The sequence below is a fragment of the Lactobacillus amylolyticus genome (assembly GCF_003999355.1).
Classification (GTDB): domain Bacteria; phylum Bacillota; class Bacilli; order Lactobacillales; family Lactobacillaceae; genus Lactobacillus; species Lactobacillus amylolyticus.
On the sequence record NZ_CP031835.1, the window covers coordinates 311,912 to 332,881 of the forward strand.

General features: G+C 38.4%; 26 protein-coding genes, 1 other RNA gene, 1 pseudogene and 1 other annotated feature (1 of these 29 running past the window's edge). Of the genes and pseudogenes, 25 read left to right on the forward strand and 3 right to left on the reverse strand.

The features are described 5' to 3' along the window. Nucleotides 1-119: a sequence feature (ribosomal protein L10 leader region), on the forward strand; it begins 4 nt to the left of the window's first position. 34 nt (nt 120-153) lie between these two features. The 21 genes and pseudogenes from rplJ to tsaD all read left to right on the forward strand — a co-directional run bounded on the left by rplJ (nt 154) and on the right by tsaD (nt 13,216). Beyond that, on the forward strand, nt 154-672 hold the full coding sequence (gene rplJ / locus D0Z64_RS01640; protein ID WP_006351868.1) for a 50S ribosomal protein L10: 519 nt from the start codon (nt 154-156) through the stop codon (nt 670-672). 50 nt (nt 673-722) lie between these two features. Beyond that, nucleotides 723-1,085 carry a 50S ribosomal protein L7/L12 gene (gene rplL, locus D0Z64_RS01645; protein WP_080881166.1) on the forward strand — a complete coding sequence of 121 codons (363 nt, stop codon included), beginning with the start codon at nt 723-725 and terminating at the stop codon, nt 1,083-1,085. 118 nt (nt 1,086-1,203) lie between these two features. Next, nucleotides 1,204-1,542, forward strand: a complete 339-nt coding sequence (locus tag D0Z64_RS01650; protein ID WP_127345545.1) for a potassium channel family protein — start codon at nt 1,204-1,206, stop codon at nt 1,540-1,542. A gap of 109 nt (nt 1,543-1,651) precedes the next feature. Continuing rightward, nucleotides 1,652-2,268 (forward strand): annotated as a pseudogene (locus tag D0Z64_RS01655) (class I SAM-dependent methyltransferase). A 140-nt stretch (nt 2,269-2,408) separates the two neighbouring features. Then, nucleotides 2,409-2,591 (forward strand): hypothetical protein, encoded by a 183-nt coding sequence (locus D0Z64_RS01660; protein ID WP_040457124.1) that lies wholly within the window; start codon nt 2,409-2,411, stop codon nt 2,589-2,591. Between the two features lie 83 nt (nt 2,592-2,674). Further along, the gene (gene tadA, locus D0Z64_RS01665; RefSeq protein WP_006351863.1) at nt 2,675-3,175 is read left to right on the forward strand and encodes a tRNA adenosine(34) deaminase TadA; all 501 of its coding nucleotides are present in this window, start codon (nt 2,675-2,677) and stop codon (nt 3,173-3,175) included. Between the two features lie 32 nt (nt 3,176-3,207). Next, an RNA gene (gene ffs / locus D0Z64_RS01670) (signal recognition particle sRNA small type) lies at nt 3,208-3,307 on the forward strand. Between the two features lie 53 nt (nt 3,308-3,360). Next, nucleotides 3,361-5,178 (forward strand): DNA polymerase III subunit gamma/tau, encoded by a 1,818-nt coding sequence (gene dnaX / locus D0Z64_RS01675; RefSeq protein ID WP_080881168.1) that lies wholly within the window; start codon nt 3,361-3,363, stop codon nt 5,176-5,178. Between the two features lie 31 nt (nt 5,179-5,209). Further along, a complete protein-coding gene (locus D0Z64_RS01680) occupies nt 5,210-5,539 on the forward strand; it encodes a YbaB/EbfC family nucleoid-associated protein (RefSeq protein WP_006351469.1) in 330 nt (109 codons plus the stop codon). Next, complete coding sequence (recR, locus tag D0Z64_RS01685) at nt 5,540-6,139, forward strand: recombination mediator RecR (RefSeq protein WP_006351468.1); 600 nt, start codon at nt 5,540-5,542, stop codon at nt 6,137-6,139. It abuts the gene before it with no gap. After that, nucleotides 6,139-6,378 carry a YaaL family protein gene (locus D0Z64_RS01690; protein ID WP_080881169.1) on the forward strand — a complete coding sequence of 80 codons (240 nt, stop codon included), beginning with the start codon at nt 6,139-6,141 and terminating at the stop codon, nt 6,376-6,378. Before recR ends, D0Z64_RS01690 begins: the two co-directional genes overlap by 1 nt. A 101-nt stretch (nt 6,379-6,479) precedes the next feature. Then, entirely contained in the window at nt 6,480-7,118 is a 639-nt protein-coding gene (gene tmk / locus D0Z64_RS01695; RefSeq protein ID WP_080881170.1) for a dTMP kinase, read from the forward strand. A gap of 12 nt (nt 7,119-7,130) precedes the next feature. Continuing rightward, nucleotides 7,131-7,451 (forward strand): cyclic-di-AMP receptor, encoded by a 321-nt coding sequence (locus D0Z64_RS01700; protein WP_006351465.1) that lies wholly within the window; start codon nt 7,131-7,133, stop codon nt 7,449-7,451. Next, nucleotides 7,452-8,312 carry a DNA polymerase III subunit delta gene (locus tag D0Z64_RS01705; RefSeq protein WP_080881171.1) on the forward strand — a complete coding sequence of 287 codons (861 nt, stop codon included), beginning with the start codon at nt 7,452-7,454 and terminating at the stop codon, nt 8,310-8,312. Between the two features lie 12 nt (nt 8,313-8,324). Next, nucleotides 8,325-8,660, forward strand: a complete 336-nt coding sequence (gene yabA, locus D0Z64_RS01710) for a DNA replication initiation control protein YabA (RefSeq protein ID WP_056956222.1) — start codon at nt 8,325-8,327, stop codon at nt 8,658-8,660. 14 nt (nt 8,661-8,674) lie between these two features. Continuing rightward, the gene (gene rsmI, locus D0Z64_RS01715) at nt 8,675-9,529 is read left to right on the forward strand and encodes a 16S rRNA (cytidine(1402)-2'-O)-methyltransferase (protein WP_080881172.1); all 855 of its coding nucleotides are present in this window, start codon (nt 8,675-8,677) and stop codon (nt 9,527-9,529) included. Nucleotides 9,530-9,534: 5 nt separating this feature from the next. Beyond that, nucleotides 9,535-10,266, forward strand: a complete 732-nt coding sequence (locus tag D0Z64_RS01720) for an acyl-[acyl-carrier-protein] thioesterase (protein WP_080881173.1) — start codon at nt 9,535-9,537, stop codon at nt 10,264-10,266. Between the two features lie 55 nt (nt 10,267-10,321). Beyond that, entirely contained in the window at nt 10,322-10,840 is a 519-nt protein-coding gene (locus D0Z64_RS01725) for a folate family ECF transporter S component (protein WP_080881174.1), read from the forward strand. Between the two features lie 27 nt (nt 10,841-10,867). Continuing rightward, nucleotides 10,868-11,605: a tRNA (adenosine(37)-N6)-threonylcarbamoyltransferase complex dimerization subunit type 1 TsaB gene (tsaB, locus tag D0Z64_RS01730; RefSeq protein ID WP_080881175.1), complete on the forward strand. Its 738-nt coding sequence runs from the start codon at nt 10,868-10,870 to the stop codon at nt 11,603-11,605. After that, nucleotides 11,589-12,170, forward strand: coding sequence for a ribosomal protein S18-alanine N-acetyltransferase (gene rimI / locus D0Z64_RS01735; protein WP_127345547.1), 582 nt, complete (start codon nt 11,589-11,591; stop codon nt 12,168-12,170). The genes tsaB and rimI overlap by 17 nt, the downstream gene beginning before the upstream one ends. Continuing rightward, nucleotides 12,167-13,216, forward strand: a complete 1,050-nt coding sequence (gene tsaD / locus D0Z64_RS01740; protein ID WP_080881177.1) for a tRNA (adenosine(37)-N6)-threonylcarbamoyltransferase complex transferase subunit TsaD — start codon at nt 12,167-12,169, stop codon at nt 13,214-13,216. Before rimI ends, tsaD begins: the two co-directional genes overlap by 4 nt. 45 nt (nt 13,217-13,261) lie before the next feature. On the opposite strand, the gene D0Z64_RS01745 is transcribed toward tsaD, so the two are convergent. Next, nucleotides 13,262-15,193, reverse strand: a complete 1,932-nt coding sequence (locus D0Z64_RS01745; protein ID WP_127345548.1) for an ABC-F family ATP-binding cassette domain-containing protein — start codon at nt 15,191-15,193, stop codon at nt 13,262-13,264. Between the two features lie 144 nt (nt 15,194-15,337). On the opposite strand from D0Z64_RS01745, the gene D0Z64_RS01750 reads away from it, so the two are divergent. The 4 genes from D0Z64_RS01750 (at nt 15,338) to D0Z64_RS01765 (ending at nt 18,352) form a co-directional block, all read left to right on the forward strand. Then, nucleotides 15,338-15,985 (forward strand): redox-sensing transcriptional repressor Rex, encoded by a 648-nt coding sequence (locus tag D0Z64_RS01750; protein WP_006352145.1) that lies wholly within the window; start codon nt 15,338-15,340, stop codon nt 15,983-15,985. 144 nt (nt 15,986-16,129) lie between these two features. Then, nucleotides 16,130-16,588 carry a LytTR family DNA-binding domain-containing protein gene (locus D0Z64_RS01755; RefSeq protein WP_080881179.1) on the forward strand — a complete coding sequence of 153 codons (459 nt, stop codon included), beginning with the start codon at nt 16,130-16,132 and terminating at the stop codon, nt 16,586-16,588. Then, complete coding sequence (locus D0Z64_RS01760) at nt 16,585-17,325, forward strand: LiaF transmembrane domain-containing protein (RefSeq protein WP_080881180.1); 741 nt, start codon at nt 16,585-16,587, stop codon at nt 17,323-17,325. Before D0Z64_RS01755 ends, D0Z64_RS01760 begins: the two co-directional genes overlap by 4 nt. A gap of 46 nt (nt 17,326-17,371) precedes the next feature. Next, nucleotides 17,372-18,352: a class III bacteriocin gene (locus D0Z64_RS01765; RefSeq protein WP_080881181.1), complete on the forward strand. Its 981-nt coding sequence runs from the start codon at nt 17,372-17,374 to the stop codon at nt 18,350-18,352. 40 nt (nt 18,353-18,392) lie between these two features. On the opposite strand, the gene D0Z64_RS01770 is transcribed toward D0Z64_RS01765, so the two are convergent. Together D0Z64_RS01770 and D0Z64_RS01775 are read right to left on the reverse strand one after the other, a co-directional pair. After that, nucleotides 18,393-19,379, reverse strand: coding sequence for a LacI family DNA-binding transcriptional regulator (locus D0Z64_RS01770; protein ID WP_080881182.1), 987 nt, complete (start codon nt 19,377-19,379; stop codon nt 18,393-18,395). Continuing rightward, nucleotides 19,351-20,856, reverse strand: a complete 1,506-nt coding sequence (locus tag D0Z64_RS01775; RefSeq protein ID WP_080881183.1) for a sucrose-6-phosphate hydrolase — start codon at nt 20,854-20,856, stop codon at nt 19,351-19,353. Before D0Z64_RS01775 ends, D0Z64_RS01770 begins: the two co-directional genes overlap by 29 nt. Nucleotides 20,857-20,970 lie beyond the last annotated feature (114 nt).

Consider the following 20,970-nt stretch of genomic DNA (forward strand, 5'->3'; position numbering starts at 1 on the left):
TAAAGTAAATTCTACCTAAGACTCGGGTGGCATGACGCCTCAAAATCCCGCCGAGGCCAGAAGATAATGAAGATTTTAATGCTCCATGTCTTTCGGCATGGAGTTTTTTAGGCCTTATAGAATTTATTAATGTCATCATGGAGGTGAAATCAATTGAGTAAAGCTGCTATTGCAGAAAAAGAAAAGCTTGTTAATGCTTTTGCCGATGAACTTAAGGATGCTAAGGCTATCTTGGTTATCAACTACTTAGGTTTGACTGTTGAAGAAGTAACCAACATGCGTAAGGAACTTCGTGATAACGACGTTAAGATGAGAGTTATCAAGAACACTTACTTGAAGCGTGCTGTTGCTAAGGCTGGCATCGAAGGCCTTGACGATACTTTCGTTGGCCCTACTGCTGTTATCTACACTGATAACGCTGATGATGTTACTGAACCAGCTCGTATCGTTTCTAAGTACGAAGATGATTTCGACGTTATTGAAATCAAGGGTGGTATGCTTGAAGGCAAGTTAACTTCAAAAGATGAAATCAAAGAACTCGCTGCTATTCCAGGCCGCGAAGGTTTGCTTTCAATGCTTGTTTCTTGCTTACAAGATCCTATTCGCAAGGTTGCATATGTTGTTAAGGCTGTTGCTGATTCTAAGTCTGAAGACGAAGGTTCAGCAGAATAATTATTATTGTAAATAATATCTAAATTCTAAAATTTCGGAGGATACTTATAATGGCTTTAGATAAGGATAAGATTATTGAAGATTTAAAGGGCGCTTCAATTCTTGAATTGAACGACCTTGTAAAGGCTATTGAAGATGAATTTGACGTTTCAGCTGCTGCACCAGTTGCAGCTGCAGGTGCTGCAGGTGCTGCTGAAGCTAAGTCAAGCTTTGACGTTGAATTGACTGAAGCAGGTCAAGAAAAGGTTAAGGTTATCAAGGAACTTCGTGACATCACTGGCAAGGGCTTGCTTGATGCCAAGAAGATGGTTGACGGTGCTCCAGTTATCGTTAAGAAAGACGCTTCAGAAGATGAAGCTAACAAGATCAAGGAACAACTTGAAGGCGTTGGCGCAACTGTAACCCTTAAATAATTGATGCCGTTAGGCAAAATTATAAAAAAATGGACTCTGTTCTTTGCAGAGTCCATTTTTTTCTTTAAAATAAAAGTATGCTTAAAGATAATACCTATACTCAAACTAAAACTTATAAATGGACAATGGCATCCTGTACATGCTTTATTTCAGTATTGCTTTTTCAATTATTGAACATGTTCCTCTTAATCGAGCTTTTTGGTGGGCAATAACAACTGCCAGCACAGTAGGTTATGGCGATATTTCAACGCATACACTTGTACCGCATACAATGATCGGACAATTCGTTGTTTTAGTCATGATTATCATTGGCGTTGGCATGATGGGAATGGTTTCCAGTTCTCTGACGACATATTTTATGAGAAAAAATTCAGTCACAACGCAGAGCGAAACACAAAAAAGTTTAAAATTAATCCTTAAAAAATTAAATCAACTTGAAAAAAGAATGATAATTTAGCTCAACAAAACGAAGACTTGAAGGAACAAATTCAGGCTATTAAAGAACAACAAAACAGCAGTGAATGGCATCATTTTAAGGACTGGCTTAAAAATAAAGGAGATAGAAAATGAGTGCAGAAAAGAATCAAATGTATTTTGCCGTAAATCCTGATGCTGCCCATGATGAACATGTTGTGGATTACCACGTGGCGGATGTGGATTTAAAATTCAATACTGATGCAGGCGTTTTTTCAAAAATGCGGGTTGACTATGGCTCAGGCGTACTCATCAAGGCTATGCACAATGTGACTTTTCCGGATGCCGGAATTCTTGATGTCGGGACAGGCTATGGTCCACTAGGCTTATTTGCGGCAAAGTTTTGGCCAAACCAGACCGTAGAAATGGTCGACGTTAATGAGCGTGGTCTTAAATTGGCTAAAAGAAATGCTCAGCTTAATCACATCGATAATGTGGAAATCTATTCTTCAGATGTTTATGCGCAGGTGGATAAAAGCAAAAAATTTGGCTTAATTATCACTAATCCACCGATCCGTGCCGGTAAAAAAGTCGTTTCTGCAATTTTAGCGGGTGCAGCTGATCATTTAGTAAAAGACGGCATTTTACTTGTGGTAATTCAAAAAAGCAGGGCGAACCAAGCGCACGCAAATTATTAAAAGCTACTTTTGGCAACTGCGAAATTTTGCAAAGAGATAAGGGTTATTACATCTTAAAAGCACAAAAATAATAATTAAATAATGAATTAAATAAAAAGCGCTGAAACCCTCATTAGAGTAGTATTGGACTTTGCAAAAATGCTTTGCTTTCATATTTTTGCTTTTTATAATGGTAGCGGAAACAAGAAATAAAGTTATAAGGGTGATTGTTATGCAAAAGTTTATTAAGTATTTAGTCGCAGTTTTATTCATTATTGGTGGTATTTTTATGTTTGGTTGGATTTTAGGCGATAACGAAACAGCTACTCCAGCAGGTTTAACTGCTCTCTACATGATTGTAGAAGGAATCTTTTTCTACCATTACTTTAGAAATCGCAACATTAGTACTTTATAAGTTAAAATGAAAAACAATCGTTAACCAAGCGATTGTTTTTTTGTTATGATGAGTAATAATCAATCTTCTGAGGGGGAGAATTATTGCTTTCTAATGACGAAAAAAAGAAGTATATGCAGTTAGCCATTATTGAAGCTAAAAAAGCTGAGAGACAAGATGAGGTGCCAATCGGAGCAATTGTGGTTGCACCTGATGGACAAGTGGTTGGTAAAGGATACAATCGGCGTGAGCTTGATCAAGATGCAACGCAGCACGCAGAAATGATTGCCATTCGTGAAGCTTGCAAAAATATTGGCTTTTGGCGATTGATCGACTGCAGCTTATTCGTAACACTCGAACCTTGTCCCATGTGTGCCGGTGCGATTATCAACGCCAGAATCAAGGATGTTTATTTTGGAGCGATGGACCCAAAAGCAGGAGCTGCCGGCAGTGTAGTTGACCTGTTTACCGTAGAAAAATTTAACCATCATCCTCAGGTTATTCGGGGACTATATCAAGATGAGTGCAGTCAGATGCTGACAGACTTTTTTCGGGCAATTCGCAAAAAGCAAAAGGAAGCCAAAAATAATTCAGAAGAAAAATAGTTAATAGTAGAAATCTCACGCGAAATACGCTATTATATTTGTTGGGCAATGTCTGACCTCTGAATTGTGTCAGGACCGGAAGGTAGCAGCACTAAGGTTGTTCAGGCATGTGCCTTTTATTAGACAATTACAAACTCTTAACTCTTTTAAAGAGTTAAGAGTTTTTTACTAGGGAAAGAGAATTCATGGCTTATCAAGCACTTTATCGGAAATGGCGTCCAGGCACTTTTGATAGTGTAGTTGGCCAACCCGCGATTACCGATACTCTTAAAAATGCGATAAAACGAAATACAATTTCACATGCGTTTCTGTTTGCAGGACCAAGAGGAACGGGTAAAACTTCGTGTGCTAAAATTTTTGCTAAAGCACTGAATTGTACCAATCTCCAAGATGGTGAACCTTGCAATGAATGTGAAAATTGTAAGGCGGCTGATGCCGGATCAATGCCGGATATTATGGAAATCGATGCCGCATCTAACAACGGCGTTGATGAGATCCGCGATATTCGTGATAAGGTAAAATATGCACCAACTCAAGGAAAATACAAAGTTTATATCATCGACGAAGTTCATATGCTTTCAATGGGTGCATTTAATGCTTTATTGAAAACTTTGGAAGAGCCACCAGAGCATGTCGTTTTCATTTTAGCGACAACGGAATTGCAAAAAGTTCCGGCAACTGTTATTTCGCGGACGCAACGCTACAATTTTAAACGAATTTCAAAAGCAGATCTTGAACAGAGGATGAAATATATTCTTGATCAAGAAAAAATCAAATATGATGAAAAAGCACTAGCTGTGATTGCCCAAGTTGCTGATGGTGGGATGCGGGATGCACTTAGTATTTTGGATCAGTTGCTCAGTTATGAAAAAGGCTCCGTCAATTATGACAATGCACTGAAAATTACTGGTTTTGCGGCTCGTGAAAATATTGAAAAAATTTTGCTGGCTTTGTTAAGTGAAGATGCTGGTGCAGCCTTAAAAGAAACCCAATCTGCTTTAGCGGATGGTGCTAGTTCCAAAAATATTTTAGATGAGCTCGTTGATCTGGCCACTAACAGTTTGATGATTAGCAAGGCCAATGGGGCCGTTGATGACAATAGTTTTTTAACCAAAGATTTTAGTCAAAAAATCAGCCAAATCCCAAGTGCACGCTACTTTCGTCTAATTACATTGGCTAATAACGCTTTGAATGATTTGCGTTATACCAATCAGCAACAGATTCCACTTGAAGTATTTTTGGTAGAAGCAAGTCAGAAAGAAGAGCCTCAAACACAGGTAGCTACTCAATCCGCTAACCAACCAGCTCCTGCTAATAATGATTTGCAAGCTGAAATTGCGGCACTTAAGAAGCAGGTTGTTGATTTAACGCAGCAGGTTAATAATCTTACCCAGTCACCGAAGACTTTTGACAAAGATCATGTTTTTCATTTGGATTCGACCAAGAAAAATAATAAGCCGCAACAAACGCGAGCTGAAGCCGCAGAAACTAAGGCAAAAAAGAAGCCAGTTAAGCGAATTAAAGAAAGCGATCAGCAAAATCGCAAGCGTGTTTATCAGGTTCTTGAGAATGCTACTCGTGAAGATCTTACTCGAATCAAGAATGTCTGGCCGGATTTGCAGTCAGTATTGGCTGTTTCTGAACGTGCATTGCTGGACGTGCTTGAACCAGTTGCTGCCAGTCCCGAGCAAGTAGTAATGAAATGCAAGTATGCTCTATGGTTTGAAAAGGCTAGTTCGGACAGTGACTTGCTTGATAAGTTAACTGGCTATATTGAAAAATTTGCCAAACATTCTTATGGTATTGTATTAGTGCCAGATAATGATTGGCTTGAAGTCAGAAAAGAATTTGTGCAAAGTCACAAAGAAGAGCTGTTGGCTAAGAAAAAAAAGAAGATTGAAGCAATTCAAGAAGAAAAAAATGACGCTCAGTCAGAGGCTGATTCCAAGATAATCGATAAAGCTAAAGATTTATTTGGCGACGCGGTTCATATTAAGGATTAAAATAAAAGAAAAACAAAGAAGGAGAACAAAAATGAGTAGAAGACCTAATTTTGGTGGTATGGGTGGCATGAATATGCAACAAATGATGAAGCAAGCTAAGAAGCTTCAAGCCCAAATGCAAGAAGAGCAAGAAAATATCACAGCTCAAGAATTTACTGGCAAATCTGCAGATGATATGGTTGTTGCAACTTTTAGCGGTGATCGCAAGTTAAAAAAATTAAAGATTGATAAAGAAGCGATTGATCCTGATGACCCAGATATGTTGCAAGATTTGGTCATTGACGCAGTTAACAAAGGACTTTCTGCAATTGATGAAGCTACTCAAGCAAGTTTGGGCAAATATACGAAAGGCTTGATGTAATTGCAATATCCATTACCAATTGCTCATTTGATTGATTCCTACATGAAGTTGCCGGGAATCGGTGAAAAAACAGCTACTCGCTTAGCTTTTTATACGTTGGATATGCCTGAACAGGATGTGCAAGAATTCGCCAAATCATTGACGGAAGTCAAACAGGATTTGCATCAATGTTCAATTTGTGGCAATATCACGGAACAGGATCCATGTGCGATTTGCTCGAATCCGGAACGTGACCAAACAACGATTATGGTTGTTGAGCAGCCAAAAGATGTAATGGCTTTTGAAGAAATGGGCGAATATAACGGCTTATATCACGTCCTTCATGGTGTCTTGTCACCGATGGATGGAGTAGGTCCAGAAGAGATTAATATTAAGTCACTGATTACTCGTCTTCAAAAGCAGGATCAAGTCAAAGAAGTAATTTTAGCGCTTAACTCAACTCCAGAAGGTGAATCAACTGCAATGTACATTAGCAAATTGATTAAACCGGCTGGAATTAAAGTTACCCGTCTGGCAGCTGGATTAGCTGTCGGTAGCGATATTGAATACGCTAATTCAATTACTTTAAAACGTGCTGTACAAGGGAGAACATCATTATAATGGCTAAAAGAAAAAGAGATAAGATCAAAGAAGAGGGCGACAAAAAGTTGATCACTCTCGTTGAAAAATTGCAAAATCAAATTGCTTTGCAACAAGATTTAGATCAAACTACTTTAGATTTGTCAGATGATAATGTGGTTGCTAGCGAAATCCTGCGCGCTAAGTACAGCTTTTTGTATAGCGAGGCACGTTATCGTCATACAAGATTTAGTGGTATCACAAATGCTATTACGCAATAAAAGTTTGCCCATTGGGCAAGCTTTTTATTTTTTCCTTTAATCAAATACTGGGACTGTAATTCCAAAGCTAACTCCTGTAAAATAAAGGCATGGAGGATTTTATGAAAGGTTATTTTATTAGTCTTGAAGGTCCCGATGGTGCGGGAAAAAGCAGTGTATTAGAGCAGGTTTTGAATGAAATCGGACCACAATTGAAGACACAATATCTTGTGACTAGAGAACCAGGTGGTTCACGAATTGCAGAAAAGATTCGGCAAATCATTTTGGATCCTGCCAATGTAAAAATGGATGATCGTACCGAAGCACTTTTGTATGCTGCAGCGCGAAGCCAACATGTGGAAGAAATTGTACGGCCAGCTTTGGCAGCAGGCAAAGTTGTCTTTTCAGATCGTTTTGTCGATAGTTCTTTAGCATATCAAGGTGCCGGTCGTGATCTTGGCATTGACCAAGTTAAGCAAATTAATGAGTTTGCAACAGGAGGAATAGAACCAGACTTAACACTGTTTTTTGATCTCGATCCTAAAATTGGCTTAGCCCGAATTCGAAAACTGCGTCCTGATCAGGAAGATCGCTTGGAACAAGAAAAACTAGCCTTTCATGAAAAGGTTTATGCTGGTTATCAAAAAATTGCTCGCCAGAATCCTGACAGAATTGTAAAAATTGATGCTAGTCAGCCGTTTGATCAAGTGGTAGCTGAAACAATTGCTATTATTAAAAAACGGCTGCCTGATCTTTTTTAAAGGAATGATTATATGAAATTAGTAATTGCCATAGTTCAAAAAGAAGATTCCAATAAATTGCAGCACGCTTTTATTAAGGCAAATATTCGTGCGACTAAATTGGCAACAACCGGTGGTTTTTTAAGCGAAGGAAATACCACTTTCTTAATCGGAACACCAGATGATCAAGTGGAGCAGGTTTTGGATGTTATCAAATCTAAATCTGAGGCCAGAGAAGAATATGTTCAGCCTAATTTAATTCCTAACGGCATGGACATAAGTATTCCAGTTAAAGTAACAGTTGGCGGAGCAACTTGCTTTGTCGTAAATGTAGATGAGTTTAAACGATTTTAAATGGTAGATCTAAAAAACATTGGCCAAAAGCAAGCGACCTTTTTACGCGAAGCTTATCAAAAAAAGCAGCTTGCTCACAGCTATTTATTTGTGGATAAAGATGAAACGCGTGCATTAAATACTGCATATTGGTTGGCATGTTTATTTAATTGTACTGGTGAAAAAAAGCCCGATAGCACTTGCCGCAACTGTAAGCAGATTTTATCAGGCAACCATCCTGACGTTTTGCTTGTTCAAACTGAAGGAAAACAAACTTTGAGTATCGACCAGATTCGTCCGTTAAAGGAAGAACTGGCAAAAAGTCCGGTTGAGAGCACCTGTCGCTTTTTCTTCATAAATGAAGCACAAAAATTAACTTTGCCAGCAGCTAATGCTTTGCTTAATTTGCTTGAAGAGCCCATCGCACCAGTAGTTTCAATTTTGATCACAAATAATGCGGATCAAATATTGCCAACAGTGCGTTCAAGAACGCAGATCATTAACTTTAATGAGGGCGAAGAGGTTCATGGTAAAACTGCCATTCTTTTAGACAATGGTTTTACCAATGAAGAAATTGAAGAGTTAGGCGATACGACCAAGCTTGATCAAGAAGTGAAGTATTTTTATCAAGAAATGCTTGAACGCAGCAGTCTTGCTTTAGTGAGTGCACATAAATTAGCAGATGAAGCTAAGACAGTCACTTATCAGCATTATATTTTGCTGCGGCTCAAGATTATGGCCCAGCAGGATTTGCAAAGCGAAAGCAGAAGATTGGCTGGTACACGTATGCTAAAATGGCTGATGGAAGTTGATAAAATGCGGTTCAGTAACGTGAATTTTCGCAATTCATTAGATTATCTTGCTTTACAGTGGAAACGGTAGGTGTTGAAAAGAATGGATCCATATTCCAAGCTGCAGCAGCTCCACGATTCAATGGAAAAAATGACCAAAACCATTGAAAGCCTTGAAAATGATATGTTGGATACGCTGAAGGAAAACACAGAACTAAAAGTTGAAAATCAGCTTTTACGTGAAAAACTAGATAAATTGACAGCCAAACGTGGCGAACCAGTTGCAAAAACGCAAAGTGGACTTGAATCATTAAAGCAAATTTATAATTCAGGTTACCATATTTGCAATATGTACTATGGCTCTCACCGTGACCCTAGTTCGGACTGCATGTTTTGTTTAGATATTCTAGATAATTTTGGTGAAAAGAAGAAGCATTAAAAAGGACGGAGACAATGCAACGGCAAAGTAGTTATACCAAAGATGGCGGTAAACTTTTTTTAGTACCGACTCCAATTGGAAATTTAGAAGATATTACGATTCGGGCAAAAAAAGTTTTAACGGATGCAGATTACATCGCAGCCGAGGACACGAGAACGAGTGGCATTTTGCTTGAAAAAATTGGTGTCCACAATCATATGATTTCTTTTCATAAATACAATTCAAAAGAAAGAGCGCCTGAATTAATTAATTTAATGCAAGATGGTGCTACGATTGCGGAAATTAGTGATGCAGGGATGCCGGTCATTTCCGACCCTGGTTATATTTTGGTGCAAGAGTGCATTAATAATAATATCCCCGTTGTTCCTTTGCCAGGGCCATCTGCGTTTGCTACGGCGTTAATTGCTTCTGGTTTTGATGCGCAGCCGTTTACTTATTATGGCTTTTTGCCACGCAAAGCAATGGAGCAAAAGGGCTACTTTGAAAAAATGCGGGATTTTCGTGGAACCTCTATTTTTTATGAAGCACCGCATCGTTTAGCAAAAACTTTGAAAACATTAGCGGAAGTTTTGCCAGCAGAGCGTCAAATTGTGGCTGCTAGAGAACTGACGAAAATTCATGAGGAATTTATTCGCGGCACAGTTGCGGAAGTTAGCAGCTATTTTGCCGAAAATGTTCCACGAGGCGAGTTTGTTATTTTGATCTCACCTAATACTGAAGCTCCTAAACAGCTTTCTTGGCCAGATTTAATCAAATTAGTTAATGATTTGGTACAAAAAGGTGAAAGCAAGAAAGATGCGATCAAGGAAGTTGCCAAAGAGCATCATGTTTCTAAAAACGAATTGTATGATCAATATCATCAAGGCTAGGAAAAATGAAGTACACGGAAAAATATCAAATTGAATATAGTGATTGCGATGAAAATCAGCATTTAAAAATCCCCGTCATGATCGACTTGTTGATGCAGGTTTCCGAACATCAACTTGATAAAGGACACGCTGGAATTGCGGATTTGCTCAAGCGCGGACTAGGTTGGGTAGTAACTCAATATCAAATTAAGATTTCTTCTTTGCCCAAACCAGGCGAACATGTAATTTTGAGCACCGAAGCAGCCGGTTATAACCGCTTTTTTGAATATCGTGATTTCGGGATTGCTGATCAAGATGGCAATTCTTTAATTCAAGTTCATAGCCAATGGATCATGTTTGACTTGAAGAAGCGAAAGCTGACTGTGGCTGATGAGAAAATGATGCATGATTTTGACGTTCCGCTTCTGCAAAAGATGCCACGTTTTCCGCGCCTGCGTCCATTAGATAAATATGATGAAAAGCGGCAGTATCGCGTACGTTATGATGATTTGGATATAAACCATCACTTGACCAATAGCCATTATTTTAACTGGTTTATCGATATGTTTGATCGCGACTTTTTAAAAACGCATCTGATTCAGACAATTGACATTAAATTTGATAAAGAAGTTCGCTATGGTCAAGTAACTTATTCCTGCATGACACTAAGCAAAGAGCCAGTTAAGTCTTATCACGCTATTGAAAATGAGGACGGAAAAGAGCAAGCTGTTTGTGAGATTGGCTGGCGTAAGATATGATTAAATTAATGCATGACAAAATGGTCATGCTTTTTTATGAAAGGGATTACCAGCAATGAGTATTAAAAAATGGTTTGAGATCGATTTGCGTGAATTGATTTTGTTGGGATTAATCGTAGCCATGAAAGTTGTTTTGGAACAATTTTCATTCGGCCCAGCTACGGTAAAAGTCGGTCTTGGTTTTATCGGCAGTGTTTTGCTTGCTTATCTGTTTGGCCCAATTTGGGGAGCCGTTGGTGGCGGTATCAGTGACTTGATTGCTTCCGCAATTTTTGGGCAACAGGGCGGCTTCTTTATTGGTTTTACGCTAACAGCAATGGTCGCACCATTTATATATGGTTTGTTTTTCTACCAGCAGCCAGTGAAAATCTGGCGGATTATAGTTGCGACTTTATTAGTTGACCTCATTGTCAATATTGGCATGAATACAATGTGGATTCACATAATGTATGGCCTGGATCTTAAGGCAGCTTTGATTCAGCGCGCCCCTAAAGAAATTATCGTTCCTTGGATTCAAATGATCGTCGTCTACTTTGTCTTGCAGTCCGTTTCTCGTGTTAAAATAAAAAAGTGATTTTAGAAATAAAAGGGAAAGAATAATATGAAAATCTTAAGTGTCTCTACAGCAACCAGCAATTTGAGCGTTGCTTTAAATGACAGTCAAAAGATTATTGCCGAAAAAAATGAAGTAGATAAGCGCAACCACAGCGAACACCTTGATCCGTTAATTGATGAAATTTTAAAAGATAATCAGTTAACTTTGCAAGATATCGACCGCTTTGCTGTCGCAATTGGGCCAGGTTCATATACTGGATTGAGAATCGGAATAACAACCATTAAGATGTTTGCCAGCATCTTGCATAAGGATGTTGTTGGTATTTCCACTTTGCAAGCATTGGCCAAGTCAGCTTCTGGCGATGATTTAATTGTGACTGCACTTGATGCCCGCAACGATAATTATTTTGCCGCTGCATATGTTTTAGATAAAAATCAAATTCCGCAAAATGTAATTCCAGATGGTCATTATCATATTGATACCTTATTGCAAGCCATTAAGGATTATTTGAAGGAAAACGATAGGCATCTGTTGTTGCTAGGCAGCGGTTTAGATAAGCAGGAAGATAAAATTAAAGCCTTAGGCGTTGATTTTGCCTATGGTAAAGATGAGCAAATGGGTGTTCATGCTGGTTTAATTGGTCAATTAGCTGAAACTGCAGAGCCAGTTGACCCTGATAAATTGTTGCCGAAATACTTGCGCAGAACGCAAGCTGAGGTAGATTGGCATAAGAAGACGGGGAAGCCTTTCGGTCCAGATAGTGATTATGTTGAAGAAGTTTAAAACATTAAACCAATTCTTTCATCCGGAAAGTAATCAAATCTCGATGGATTTTACTCCTTTTGTCACGACAGTAGGGAATAATCGTCTACAGGTAATGCTAGCTTCAGATGAAAATATTCCGGACTTATTGGTTTTGGAAAAAGAAGTCTATTCTGGTCAAACCCCTTGGAGCAGTTTTTCCTTTAAAACGGAATTAAGAAAGCGCAAAAATTCACTCTATTTGGTTGTATATGAGGCCTCAACCTTAGTTGCCTTTATCGGAGCGCGTTTCCATCCCCGCGAGGCGCATATTACCAATATTGCGGTCGCTCCTAAATATCAAGGCCAGCACATTGGTCATATGCTATTGGAATTAATGATTGAAAGGGCAAGACAGAATAACTGTGAATGTGTCAGTCTGGAAGTAAGAATTGATAATGATCGGGCCAAAAGACTGTATTCAGAATTAGGTTTTGAAGCAACTTTTGTTAGAAAAAATTATTATCAGGATACTCATACCGATGCAGTCAATATGGTTTTATGGTTAAAACCTCATCGAATTAGAAAAAGGAAGTTTACACTGTGAGTGAGAAAAAAGACGTTCGCATTTTAGCCTATGAAAGTTCTTGTGATGAAACTTCAACGGCGGTTATCAAAAATGGTCGTGAAATTGAAAGCTTAATTGTTGCTACGCAGATCAAAAGTCACCAGCGTTTTGGCGGCGTTGTTCCAGAAGTCGCTAGTCGGCACCACATTGAAGTTATTAGTCAAATTACGAAAGAAGCTCTAGCTGAAGCAAATGCCAGTTGGAATGATATTGATGCAATTGCCGTTACTTATGGTCCCGGCTTGGTTGGGGCTTTGTTAATTGGCGTTAGTGCAGCAAAGGCAGCTTCAATGGCAACTGGTATTCCTTTAATTGGTGTTGATCATATTATGGGACACATTATGGCTGCCCAATTAAAAGATGAAATTGAATATCCAGCTTTGGCTTTACAAGTTTCTGGTGGCCATACCGAGATTGTTTTAATGAAAGATCCAATTCATTTTGAAATCATTGGCGATACCCGTGACGACGCAGCAGGTGAAGTTTATGACAAGATCGGTCGTGTACTTGGGGTTAACTATCCAGCAGGTAAAACAATTGACGCTTGGGCTCACGAAGGCAAAGATACTTTCCATTTTCCACGTGCAATGATGGAAGACGATGATTATGACTTCTCATTCTCAGGTCTTAAGAGTGCTTTTATCAACACTTGTCACCATACTGATCAAATTCACCAACAATTGAATAAGTATGATTTAGCTGCAAGTTTTCAAGCATCAGTAATTGATGTTTTAGCTCATAAAACCATTCGGGCATTGAAGCAATATCGGCCTAAGACTTTCATTATGGGTGGTGGGGTTGCCGCCAACCATGGTTTGCGCGACCGGATGAGTAGTGAAATTGCCAAGTTGCCAAAGACAATGCAGCCTAAGGTGATTTTGCCAGATATTAAGCTTTGTGGCGATAATGCAGCAATGATTGGAGCGGCTGCTTACAATCTTTACAATGCTGGCAAGTTTGCGGATTTAACTTTGAATGCTGATCCATCGCTTGAACTGCCATATGCTGATAGTATGTTGAACTAATTTTTAGACAAAAAAAACGACTTCAGAAGTGAAGTCGTTTTTATTTTATTCGAAATTATCAAGATCTGTAATTGCTTGTTCCCAATCACTATTGGCTTGATCAAGTTTTTCCTGGATTGCAGATAATTTTTCTTGCAAAGGCCCTAATTTATCAAAATTAGTAGCAATTTCTGGTTTTGCCATTTCATTTTGAACCTCTTGTTGCTTTTTTTCCAGTTCTTCAATTTCCTTTTCGGCATTTTCCATCGCGCGTTGCAATTTACGTTTTTGCGAATCACGCTGTTTTTGTTCTTGATAAGATAATTTTTGCTCACTGATCTTCTTTACTGGCTCAGTTTCTTGAGGAGTGGTTCCATCTTGTTTTGGAGTTAGTCCTGCGTTTTGTTTTGCTTTTTCGTCAAGGTAGTAAGAATAGTTTCCTTCATAGATTTTAGCATGACCGTCGCGAACGGAAACAATCTTGTTTGCCAGTTGATTGATAAAGTAACGGTCGTGAGAAACGAAGAGCAGGGTGCCATCGTAATCTTTTAAGGCTTGTTCGAGCACTTCTTTGGCTTCAATGTCCAAGTGGTTCGTTGGTTCATCCATTAACAGGAAATTGTCATGCTCGAGTGAAAGCACTGTTAATGTTAGTCGAGCTTTTTGTCCACCAGATAACTGGCCGACAGTCTTATCAATATCTTTTGCTGTGAAAAGAAAGCTAGCCAAGATTGACCGCACATCACGCTCTGGCATTGTCTTATGGCGATCCCACACAGTATCTAGCACTGTTTTGCCAGGATCAAGACGTTGCAATTCCTGATCATAGTAGCCAATGTCAAGGGAAGCACCATATTTGATTGAACCGCCCTTAGGCTTGAGCTGCTTCATAATTGTTTTAAGCAAAGTTGATTTGCCGATACCGTTAGGACCGATGATCGCTACGCGATCTCCCTTGTTTACTTGGAAGGAAATATCTTGCACCACGGTCTTTTCGGGATAACCAATCGTTAAATTATTTAAAATCAAGACTTCTTTTCCGGATGGGCGATCACTGCTAAAACTAATTCTAACCTTGTTTTTATGTTTTGGCGGCTTAATTCGTTCAATCTTTTCCAGCTTTTTGCGCCGACTCTGTGCTCGCTTAGTGGTTGTAGCCCGAACGAGGTTCTTTTGAATAAACTCTTCGTCCTTTTTGATTTCTTCTTGTTGCTTTTTGTAAGCTGCTTCTTGTTCTTTATCGCGTTCTTGGCGTTGCTTCTGGTATTGAGAATAATTGCCTTTAAAAGCAGTTAGCTTGCCAAATTCAAGTTCAAAGATTTGCGTTGCCAGATGGTCCAAAAAATATTGGTCGTGGGAAACGACAAGGATTGCGCCTTCATAATTTTTAAGAAAGCTTTCCAACCAGTCTAAAGTATCTAAGTCAAGATAGTTGGTAGGTTCATCTAACAGAAGCAATGGCGGCCTTTTCAGCAATAGTTTAACAAATGCCAATCTGGTCTTTTCACCACCAGAGAGGCTACCGATTTGCTTTTGCCAAGTATCCTTTGGGAATTTAAACCCATTCAAAATACTTTTAATATCTGATTGGTAAGTATATCCGCCATTTTGTTCAAATTGAAACTGCATTTGATCATATTGTTTAAGCAGGTCGCTGTCTTCAGGATGATCAGCGATTTGTTCTTGCATATGAGTTAATTTTTTGCCCTGATTAATTAATGGCAAAAAGACGGTTTCCATTTCATCCAAAATGCTTTTGTCCTCATCTAATGCATTTTCCTGAGCAATATAACCGACCTCAATGTTTTTATTAACAGTAAATTCGCCATGAGTTGGCTCTTGCTGACCGGTCATAATTTTAAGCAAAGTAGTTTTACCGACACCATTTGGACCGACTAACCCAATTCTGGCATTTGAATCAATTGAGAAATTAACGTTTTTAAATAAAGTATTGGCACCGAATTGCTGTTCAAGATCGTGCCCTTGTGCAATAATCATAATTCTTCACCTGTCATTATTTTACCATAAGCAGAAAAAAGCTTGTTTGTGAAAAATCCACTTGCAAAGTTCCTATATTTCCGCGTATGATATAGATGCTTGATTATTGATTCACAAACATGAAACACATTGGGGGCTTCATTAATGGACAAAATTAAAATTCCTAAAGCAACAGCAAAGAGATTGCCGTTATACTACCGTTACCTGATCATTTTAAATGAAGAAGGCAAGGCAAAAGTTTCATCAACTGAATTATCTGAAGCTGTGCAAGTCGACAGCGCATCTATCAGACGCGACTTTTCTTATTTTGGTGCTTTAGGCAAACGTGGATACGGATATGATGTAAAAAACTTGCTGACCTTTTTTAAGAAGATTTTGAACCAAGACACTTTAACCAATGTAGCTTTGGTTGGTGTTGGTAACTTGGGTCGAGCTCTTCTGAACTACAACTTTAAACGCAGCAATAATATTAGAATTTCTTGTGCCTTTGATATTAATAAAGAAATCACCGGTCATATCTTAAGCGGTGTTCCCGTCTACGATATGAGCGATTTAAAGCAGCAATTAAGTGATCAGCAAATTTCAATTGCTATATTGACAGTGCCATCATCAGCTGCGCAAAAGACAACGGATGATATGGTTGAGGCTGGAATTAAAGGAATTATGAACTTTACGCCAATTAGATTATCAGCACCAGCTGATGTCAGAGTACAAAATGTCGACCTGGCAACTGAATTGCAAACTTTAATCTATTTCTTGGATTCTGATAAAGCTAAGGAAAGTGACTTTTAAAATTGAATAAAAATTGCCGCCAAACTTTTGGCGGTCTTTTTTTACCACTTGGTTGATAAAAATGACCACTTAGTTTAAAAGGCTAGTTTTCCATGATTAAAGCTGTTTTAATATCATTAAGTCGAAAAAAGGAGGGGAGAAGATTTGAAAATAAGATTGGAAATCGATCCTAATCAAAAAGAACCTGAGATTTTGATCACTGCGCCTAAAATGAATGAGAAAATTGAACGCTTGTACAAACGGCTGCAGGCAGATGAGGAATCTCCTGAACAGCTTGAAGTGACTAAGGACGATACTTCTTATTATTTAAATCTAAATCAGATTCTCTTCTTTGAGACCGATAGCAAGGTCGTGATAGCGCATACTACAACGCAAGCGTATCAAGTAAAGTATAAATTATATGAACTAGAACAACTGTTGGGCAGTAATTTTATGCGTGTTTCTAAATCTACAATTCTAAATTTAGATCAGATATATTCTTTAACCAGATCAATTTCAAATTGCCAGATTAGGTTTCAAAATTCATATAAAACAGTATACGTTTCAAGACATTATTATCGCGACTTAAGAGACAGATTAGAAGAAAGAAGACAATTATCATGAGAAACAAGCTTTGGCGCTCTTTTTGGGGCATTTTCTTTTTAGCAGCTGCAGCATTGGTAGTTGTTAACCAAATGGGAATTTTGAGCTACAAAATTGGTTTTTGGGCTATTGTAGGAACAATTATTTTTGCTTTAGGCTTAATTGACAGCGTGATTAATCGGCGAATTACGGAAGGCGTCTTTTCTATTGCTTTTTTATTGATGGTTTATGCTAAGCCATTGCATATTGAACGTTTAGTACCATGGACGATTTTGCTTGCCGCGGTTCTTATTTCAATCGGATTGGGGATTATTTTTCGCAATCGATTTCATACGGTGGTTTACGCAAATAAGAAAATTAAGGATTTTAGGAACAAAAGAGAAAGTATTTCAGATAATATCTTTACTGATACGGTGAGTAACGAAAAAGGGTCTCACGTGGTTGTTGATCAGACTTTATCCGATACTTCGCGCTACATTCACTCAAAAGAATTAGAGACGATTGAAGTCAATGGCAAGTTAGGTGATATCAATCTCTACTTAGATGATGCACAGGCTGCTGGTGATACGGTAGTAATGGATTTAAACGTTACAATGACTGAACTGAATATTTATGTGCCTTTGTCTTGGCAGGTAAAAGACAACTTGGGTCAAACATTTGGCAATATTCAAATTGAGGGAACTTCCAATGGTGGCGGTCCTACCTTGATTATTCAAGGGCGTGCTAGCATGAGCGATATTGATGTTAGATACATTTAGAATATAGTATTGGTATAGTTGTTTTAAATATAGAAAGAGCAGATTAATGATCGAAAAAAACGTCAATCTAAGCTTAATGTATGAATTGGAAAATTTGCATCATGTCGTAGTGCAAGCAACCAATTTAGTCAATAATCAAATCTTTGCTTTGCAGCTTTTGCATAAACAAAAAGATATCATTGTCTATCAAGCAGAAGCAAACCGGAAGCACATTTTCTTTGATGAAGATAATCCAATTGTTTACTTATCAGGGATGGCTGGCGGTCATACCCAGACTTGGGTTTACTCAGGCAAGCCAGGCAACTACTTTGTCGGAACCAAGCCTAAGAAACATGGTCATATCTTATGGGATACGCAAATTGCACGAGTAAACATTAATGGCGGTAGCGTTCAGTATGACAGCAATACCGAAATGCCACGTCTGTCATATTTAAACCGTGCCGGTTCAGGCTTTGGCGATGGCAGCGTTGCTTACCCAGGCAAAGAGCTAGAACGTCTTGAGGCAGCCATTTCCCCTGATTACAAGCGTTTATTGATTGCAAGCATTGATTTAAATCATGTAGGTCATTTTGCTCTTTATGATTTGAATGAAGTTAATGAAGCTTTGGATAATGCCGAAGCTAGTGCGTCTGATGTCAATATTCAAAATTTGCATTGTTTAGTTGCATTTACAATTCCTAGTTTTAATCAAACAATTTCATCAATTCAGGGCTATGATATTGATCAAGACAACAATGTTTATGTTTCTTGTCAATTAGGGCCAAAAGCTAATTTCTTAGGGATGGCTAAAGAAGGACATCCACGTCAGATTGTCAAGATTCCATGGGGTTCAAGCAATCCTGATGAATGGGAAGTAGCCAACCTTGATCATGATCATACAGTTGATACTTTGGGCTATGTTACCGAATTTGAGAGTGTACAGGTCGTAAGTCCAAATGAAATTTATTTGACTGTCGCATATCATAGAAAGAACGATCTTAAGACTTTAAAGAATAGAGTCTACAAGATTGAAGGCTTTGGCAATTAAAGGTATTAAAAAACTTCTTAGCGATGCTAAGAAGTTTTTCTTATGCTGTGGTTTTACTTTTAATTAAGCGAACGGGTAGTTGATACTGGTGCTGGCTAAGTGGTTTTTGTGGATCATTAATGCGTTCTAGCAATAATTTAACAAGCAGGATAGCCATGTCCGAAATCGGTTGAGCAATTGTAGATAATTCGGAATGATAAGTTTGAATTTCTTTTGTCCCATCAAAACCAGTCACCTTTAAATCCTTTGGTACCTGGATACCTAGCTCGACTGCTTCTTGCAAAACCAAAATTGCCGTTAGATCATCTGTACAAACTACGCCATCCGGATGATCATGCGTCAGCATTTTATGGATTGTCATCTTTTTTAAAACAGGAGAATCGGAAAATGCTACTGAACAAAGATGAGGCGTCATTTTTAATGATTTAATCGTATCCAAATAAGCCTTTAGACGTTTGTCCGTTGGATTGCCTTTAGTTAATTTGTTTCCCAGGAAATAAATATTTGTGCAGCCGGCTTGAATCAAATCATGTACAGCCAATTGAATTCCTTGATAGTTATCGCAGCTAACGATCGGAATATTATCGGAAAGCTCGCGATCAAAAGAAACAATTGGCAAACCTAAGCGTTGATATTCATCAATTCCTAAATTGTGGGCACCAGCGATAATGCCATCAACTTGGTTAGCTAACAGCATCTTAATGTATTCACGTTCTTTTTCTTTATCCTTACCGGCATTGCAAAGGATAATTTTATAGTTCTTTTTAAAAAGTTCAGCTTCGATATCTTGAATCAATTCCGCAAAAAATGGGTTAGCAATGCTTGGAAAAATTACGCCGATTAGCTTCATCTTTTTGCCTTGCAAAGAGCGAGCCAAGGAATTGGGCTGGTAATTTAATTCACGCATAGCTGCGAATACTTTTTTCTTTGTTGCTTCGCTTAAATATCCGTAATTATTAATTACACGCGAAACTGTGGTTGCAGAAACTCCGGCCTTTTTAGCTACATCGGTGAGTTTTACTGCCATTTTTGATCGCCTTTACTTTAAAAAGGATGGTTTTCATTTTCCAGAATTGGCCTGTGTAGTCAATCTTGTGATCGAAACAAATTTTTTGCTTGTCAGGATCATTAAAGAATCTTCCGGTTAAAACATGTTCACCATCGTTAACAAATACTTCGATTAAAGAATGGTCAACAAAAATGTCTAGTTTAAGATCAGCATCCTGCTTTAGCAAAATGCTACGTGTTTGACCATATTTTTCTGAAACGGATTGAGCGTTATGTGAACGATCTAAAGTTAATGAGCCTTTGGCAGTATCAAAACTGAGAGTGACATTCTGACTTAAATCGTCGCTTGCTGCTAAATAAAGTTTACCATTTTGACCAGCTTTAATGGTCATTGCTAATTCATATTGTCCGTTGGTTTTTTCTTTAATTAATTGTGAGTTGGTTTGTTCCTCTTGACCGCGCAAACTTTTAATTGAAGAAACAGGCTGCTGTAACAGTTTGCCATCTTTAATGGAGAGTTCTTTAACTTGACTCAAGCAGTTGGCCCATTCTTCATTATCGGTTGGATAAGTTGTGTCGGGCAAGCCTACCCAGCTGATAACATAAGCTTTACCATTTGGTGCATTAAATGCTTGACTGGCATAAACATCAAAGCCTTCGTCGAGATTGTGCAATTTACCAGGATTGATTAATTGCGTTTTTTCAAAATCAGCTTGGTCGGCAATTACGTACATGTTTGGATAAATATTGCGGTAGTTTGCGACTTGTTGATCGAGTCCTTGAGGACAGAAAATGGCGACAGTTTTGCCGTCAACGTTGACGATGTTTGGACATTCGATCATATAGCCCATTGTTTGATCAGTAAAATGCAAAAATCCTAACTCGTGCCAATCAGTTAAATTGTCAGATTTCCAAACATCAATGTGTCCATGTTTTTCTGCCTGATCCTGTGCACCTAAAAGTGCATAATAATGTCCGTTCTTCTTAATAATTTGTGGATCACGGAAATGCTCAGTGATGTTTGCTGGTTTTTCGAATAAAACATGCTTATCACTGACATTGCCATTTTTATCCATCCAGGCTCCAATTTGATATGGCGTTCTTATCCAGTTTTCATCGCGGTGGTTTCCAGTATACATTAAGAAAAGACGATCGCCAATTTGCATTGCAGAACCAGAATAAGCCCCATGAGAATCGGCTTTACAGTCAGGTTTAACTGCCAAGCCCAAATTTTCCCAGTGAACTAAATCTGAAGACTTGAAGTGCCACCATGATTTCAAACCATGAACGGCTCCAAAAGGATAGGATTGGTAAAAAAGGTGATATTCGCCATTAAAATAAGAAAAGCCATTCGGATCGTTGACTAATCCTGAGATGGGATGCAAGTGATAATGCATCTGTGCAGGCGAATTGGCTGCTTTTGCTTGCAAATCCAATAGTTTTTCAGCGCTCCACTGATTATAAGGCAAGTAACGTTTTTCTCGAGTCCATTCCATAATAATATCCTCCATGAAAGCGGTATCTTTTTAAGATTATTTTATTAAAAACAGTAAGCTGTGTCAAACGATTATCAGCTAAGCTGATTGCTAAAGAATCAATGCTTATACAAT

Bases quoted from the DNA above. Each gene is read 5' to 3' on its own strand.
- rplL (WP_080881166.1), top strand. From the start codon at position 723: ATGGCTTTAGATAAGGATAAGATTATTGAAGATTTAAAGGGCGCTTCA.
- D0Z64_RS01650 (WP_127345545.1), top strand. From the start codon at position 1,204: ATGGACAATGGCATCCTGTACATGCTTTATTTCAGTATTGCTTTTTCA.
- D0Z64_RS01660 (WP_040457124.1), top strand. From the start codon at position 2,409: ATGCAAAAGTTTATTAAGTATTTAGTCGCAGTTTTATTCATTATTGGT.
- dnaX (WP_080881168.1), top strand. From the start codon at position 3,361: ATGGCTTATCAAGCACTTTATCGGAAATGGCGTCCAGGCACTTTTGAT.
- D0Z64_RS01680 (WP_006351469.1), top strand. From the start codon at position 5,210: ATGAGTAGAAGACCTAATTTTGGTGGTATGGGTGGCATGAATATGCAA.
- D0Z64_RS01690 (WP_080881169.1), top strand. From the start codon at position 6,139: ATGGCTAAAAGAAAAAGAGATAAGATCAAAGAAGAGGGCGACAAAAAG.
- tmk (WP_080881170.1), top strand. From the start codon at position 6,480: ATGAAAGGTTATTTTATTAGTCTTGAAGGTCCCGATGGTGCGGGAAAA.
- D0Z64_RS01700 (WP_006351465.1), top strand. From the start codon at position 7,131: ATGAAATTAGTAATTGCCATAGTTCAAAAAGAAGATTCCAATAAATTG.
- D0Z64_RS01705 (WP_080881171.1), top strand. From the start codon at position 7,452: ATGGTAGATCTAAAAAACATTGGCCAAAAGCAAGCGACCTTTTTACGC.
- yabA (WP_056956222.1), top strand. From the start codon at position 8,325: ATGGATCCATATTCCAAGCTGCAGCAGCTCCACGATTCAATGGAAAAA.
- rsmI (WP_080881172.1), top strand. From the start codon at position 8,675: ATGCAACGGCAAAGTAGTTATACCAAAGATGGCGGTAAACTTTTTTTA.
- D0Z64_RS01720 (WP_080881173.1), top strand. From the start codon at position 9,535: ATGAAGTACACGGAAAAATATCAAATTGAATATAGTGATTGCGATGAA.
- D0Z64_RS01725 (WP_080881174.1), top strand. From the start codon at position 10,322: ATGAGTATTAAAAAATGGTTTGAGATCGATTTGCGTGAATTGATTTTG.
- tsaB (WP_080881175.1), top strand. From the start codon at position 10,868: ATGAAAATCTTAAGTGTCTCTACAGCAACCAGCAATTTGAGCGTTGCT.
- rimI (WP_127345547.1), top strand. From the start codon at position 11,589: ATGTTGAAGAAGTTTAAAACATTAAACCAATTCTTTCATCCGGAAAGT.
- D0Z64_RS01745 (WP_127345548.1), bottom strand. From the start codon at position 15,193: ATGATTATTGCACAAGGGCACGATCTTGAACAGCAATTCGGTGCCAAT.
- D0Z64_RS01750 (WP_006352145.1), top strand. From the start codon at position 15,338: ATGGACAAAATTAAAATTCCTAAAGCAACAGCAAAGAGATTGCCGTTA.
- D0Z64_RS01760 (WP_080881180.1), top strand. From the start codon at position 16,585: ATGAGAAACAAGCTTTGGCGCTCTTTTTGGGGCATTTTCTTTTTAGCA.
- D0Z64_RS01765 (WP_080881181.1), top strand. From the start codon at position 17,372: ATGATCGAAAAAAACGTCAATCTAAGCTTAATGTATGAATTGGAAAAT.
- D0Z64_RS01770 (WP_080881182.1), bottom strand. From the start codon at position 19,379: ATGGCAGTAAAACTCACCGATGTAGCTAAAAAGGCCGGAGTTTCTGCA.
- D0Z64_RS01775 (WP_080881183.1), bottom strand. From the start codon at position 20,856: ATGGAATGGACTCGAGAAAAACGTTACTTGCCTTATAATCAGTGGAGC.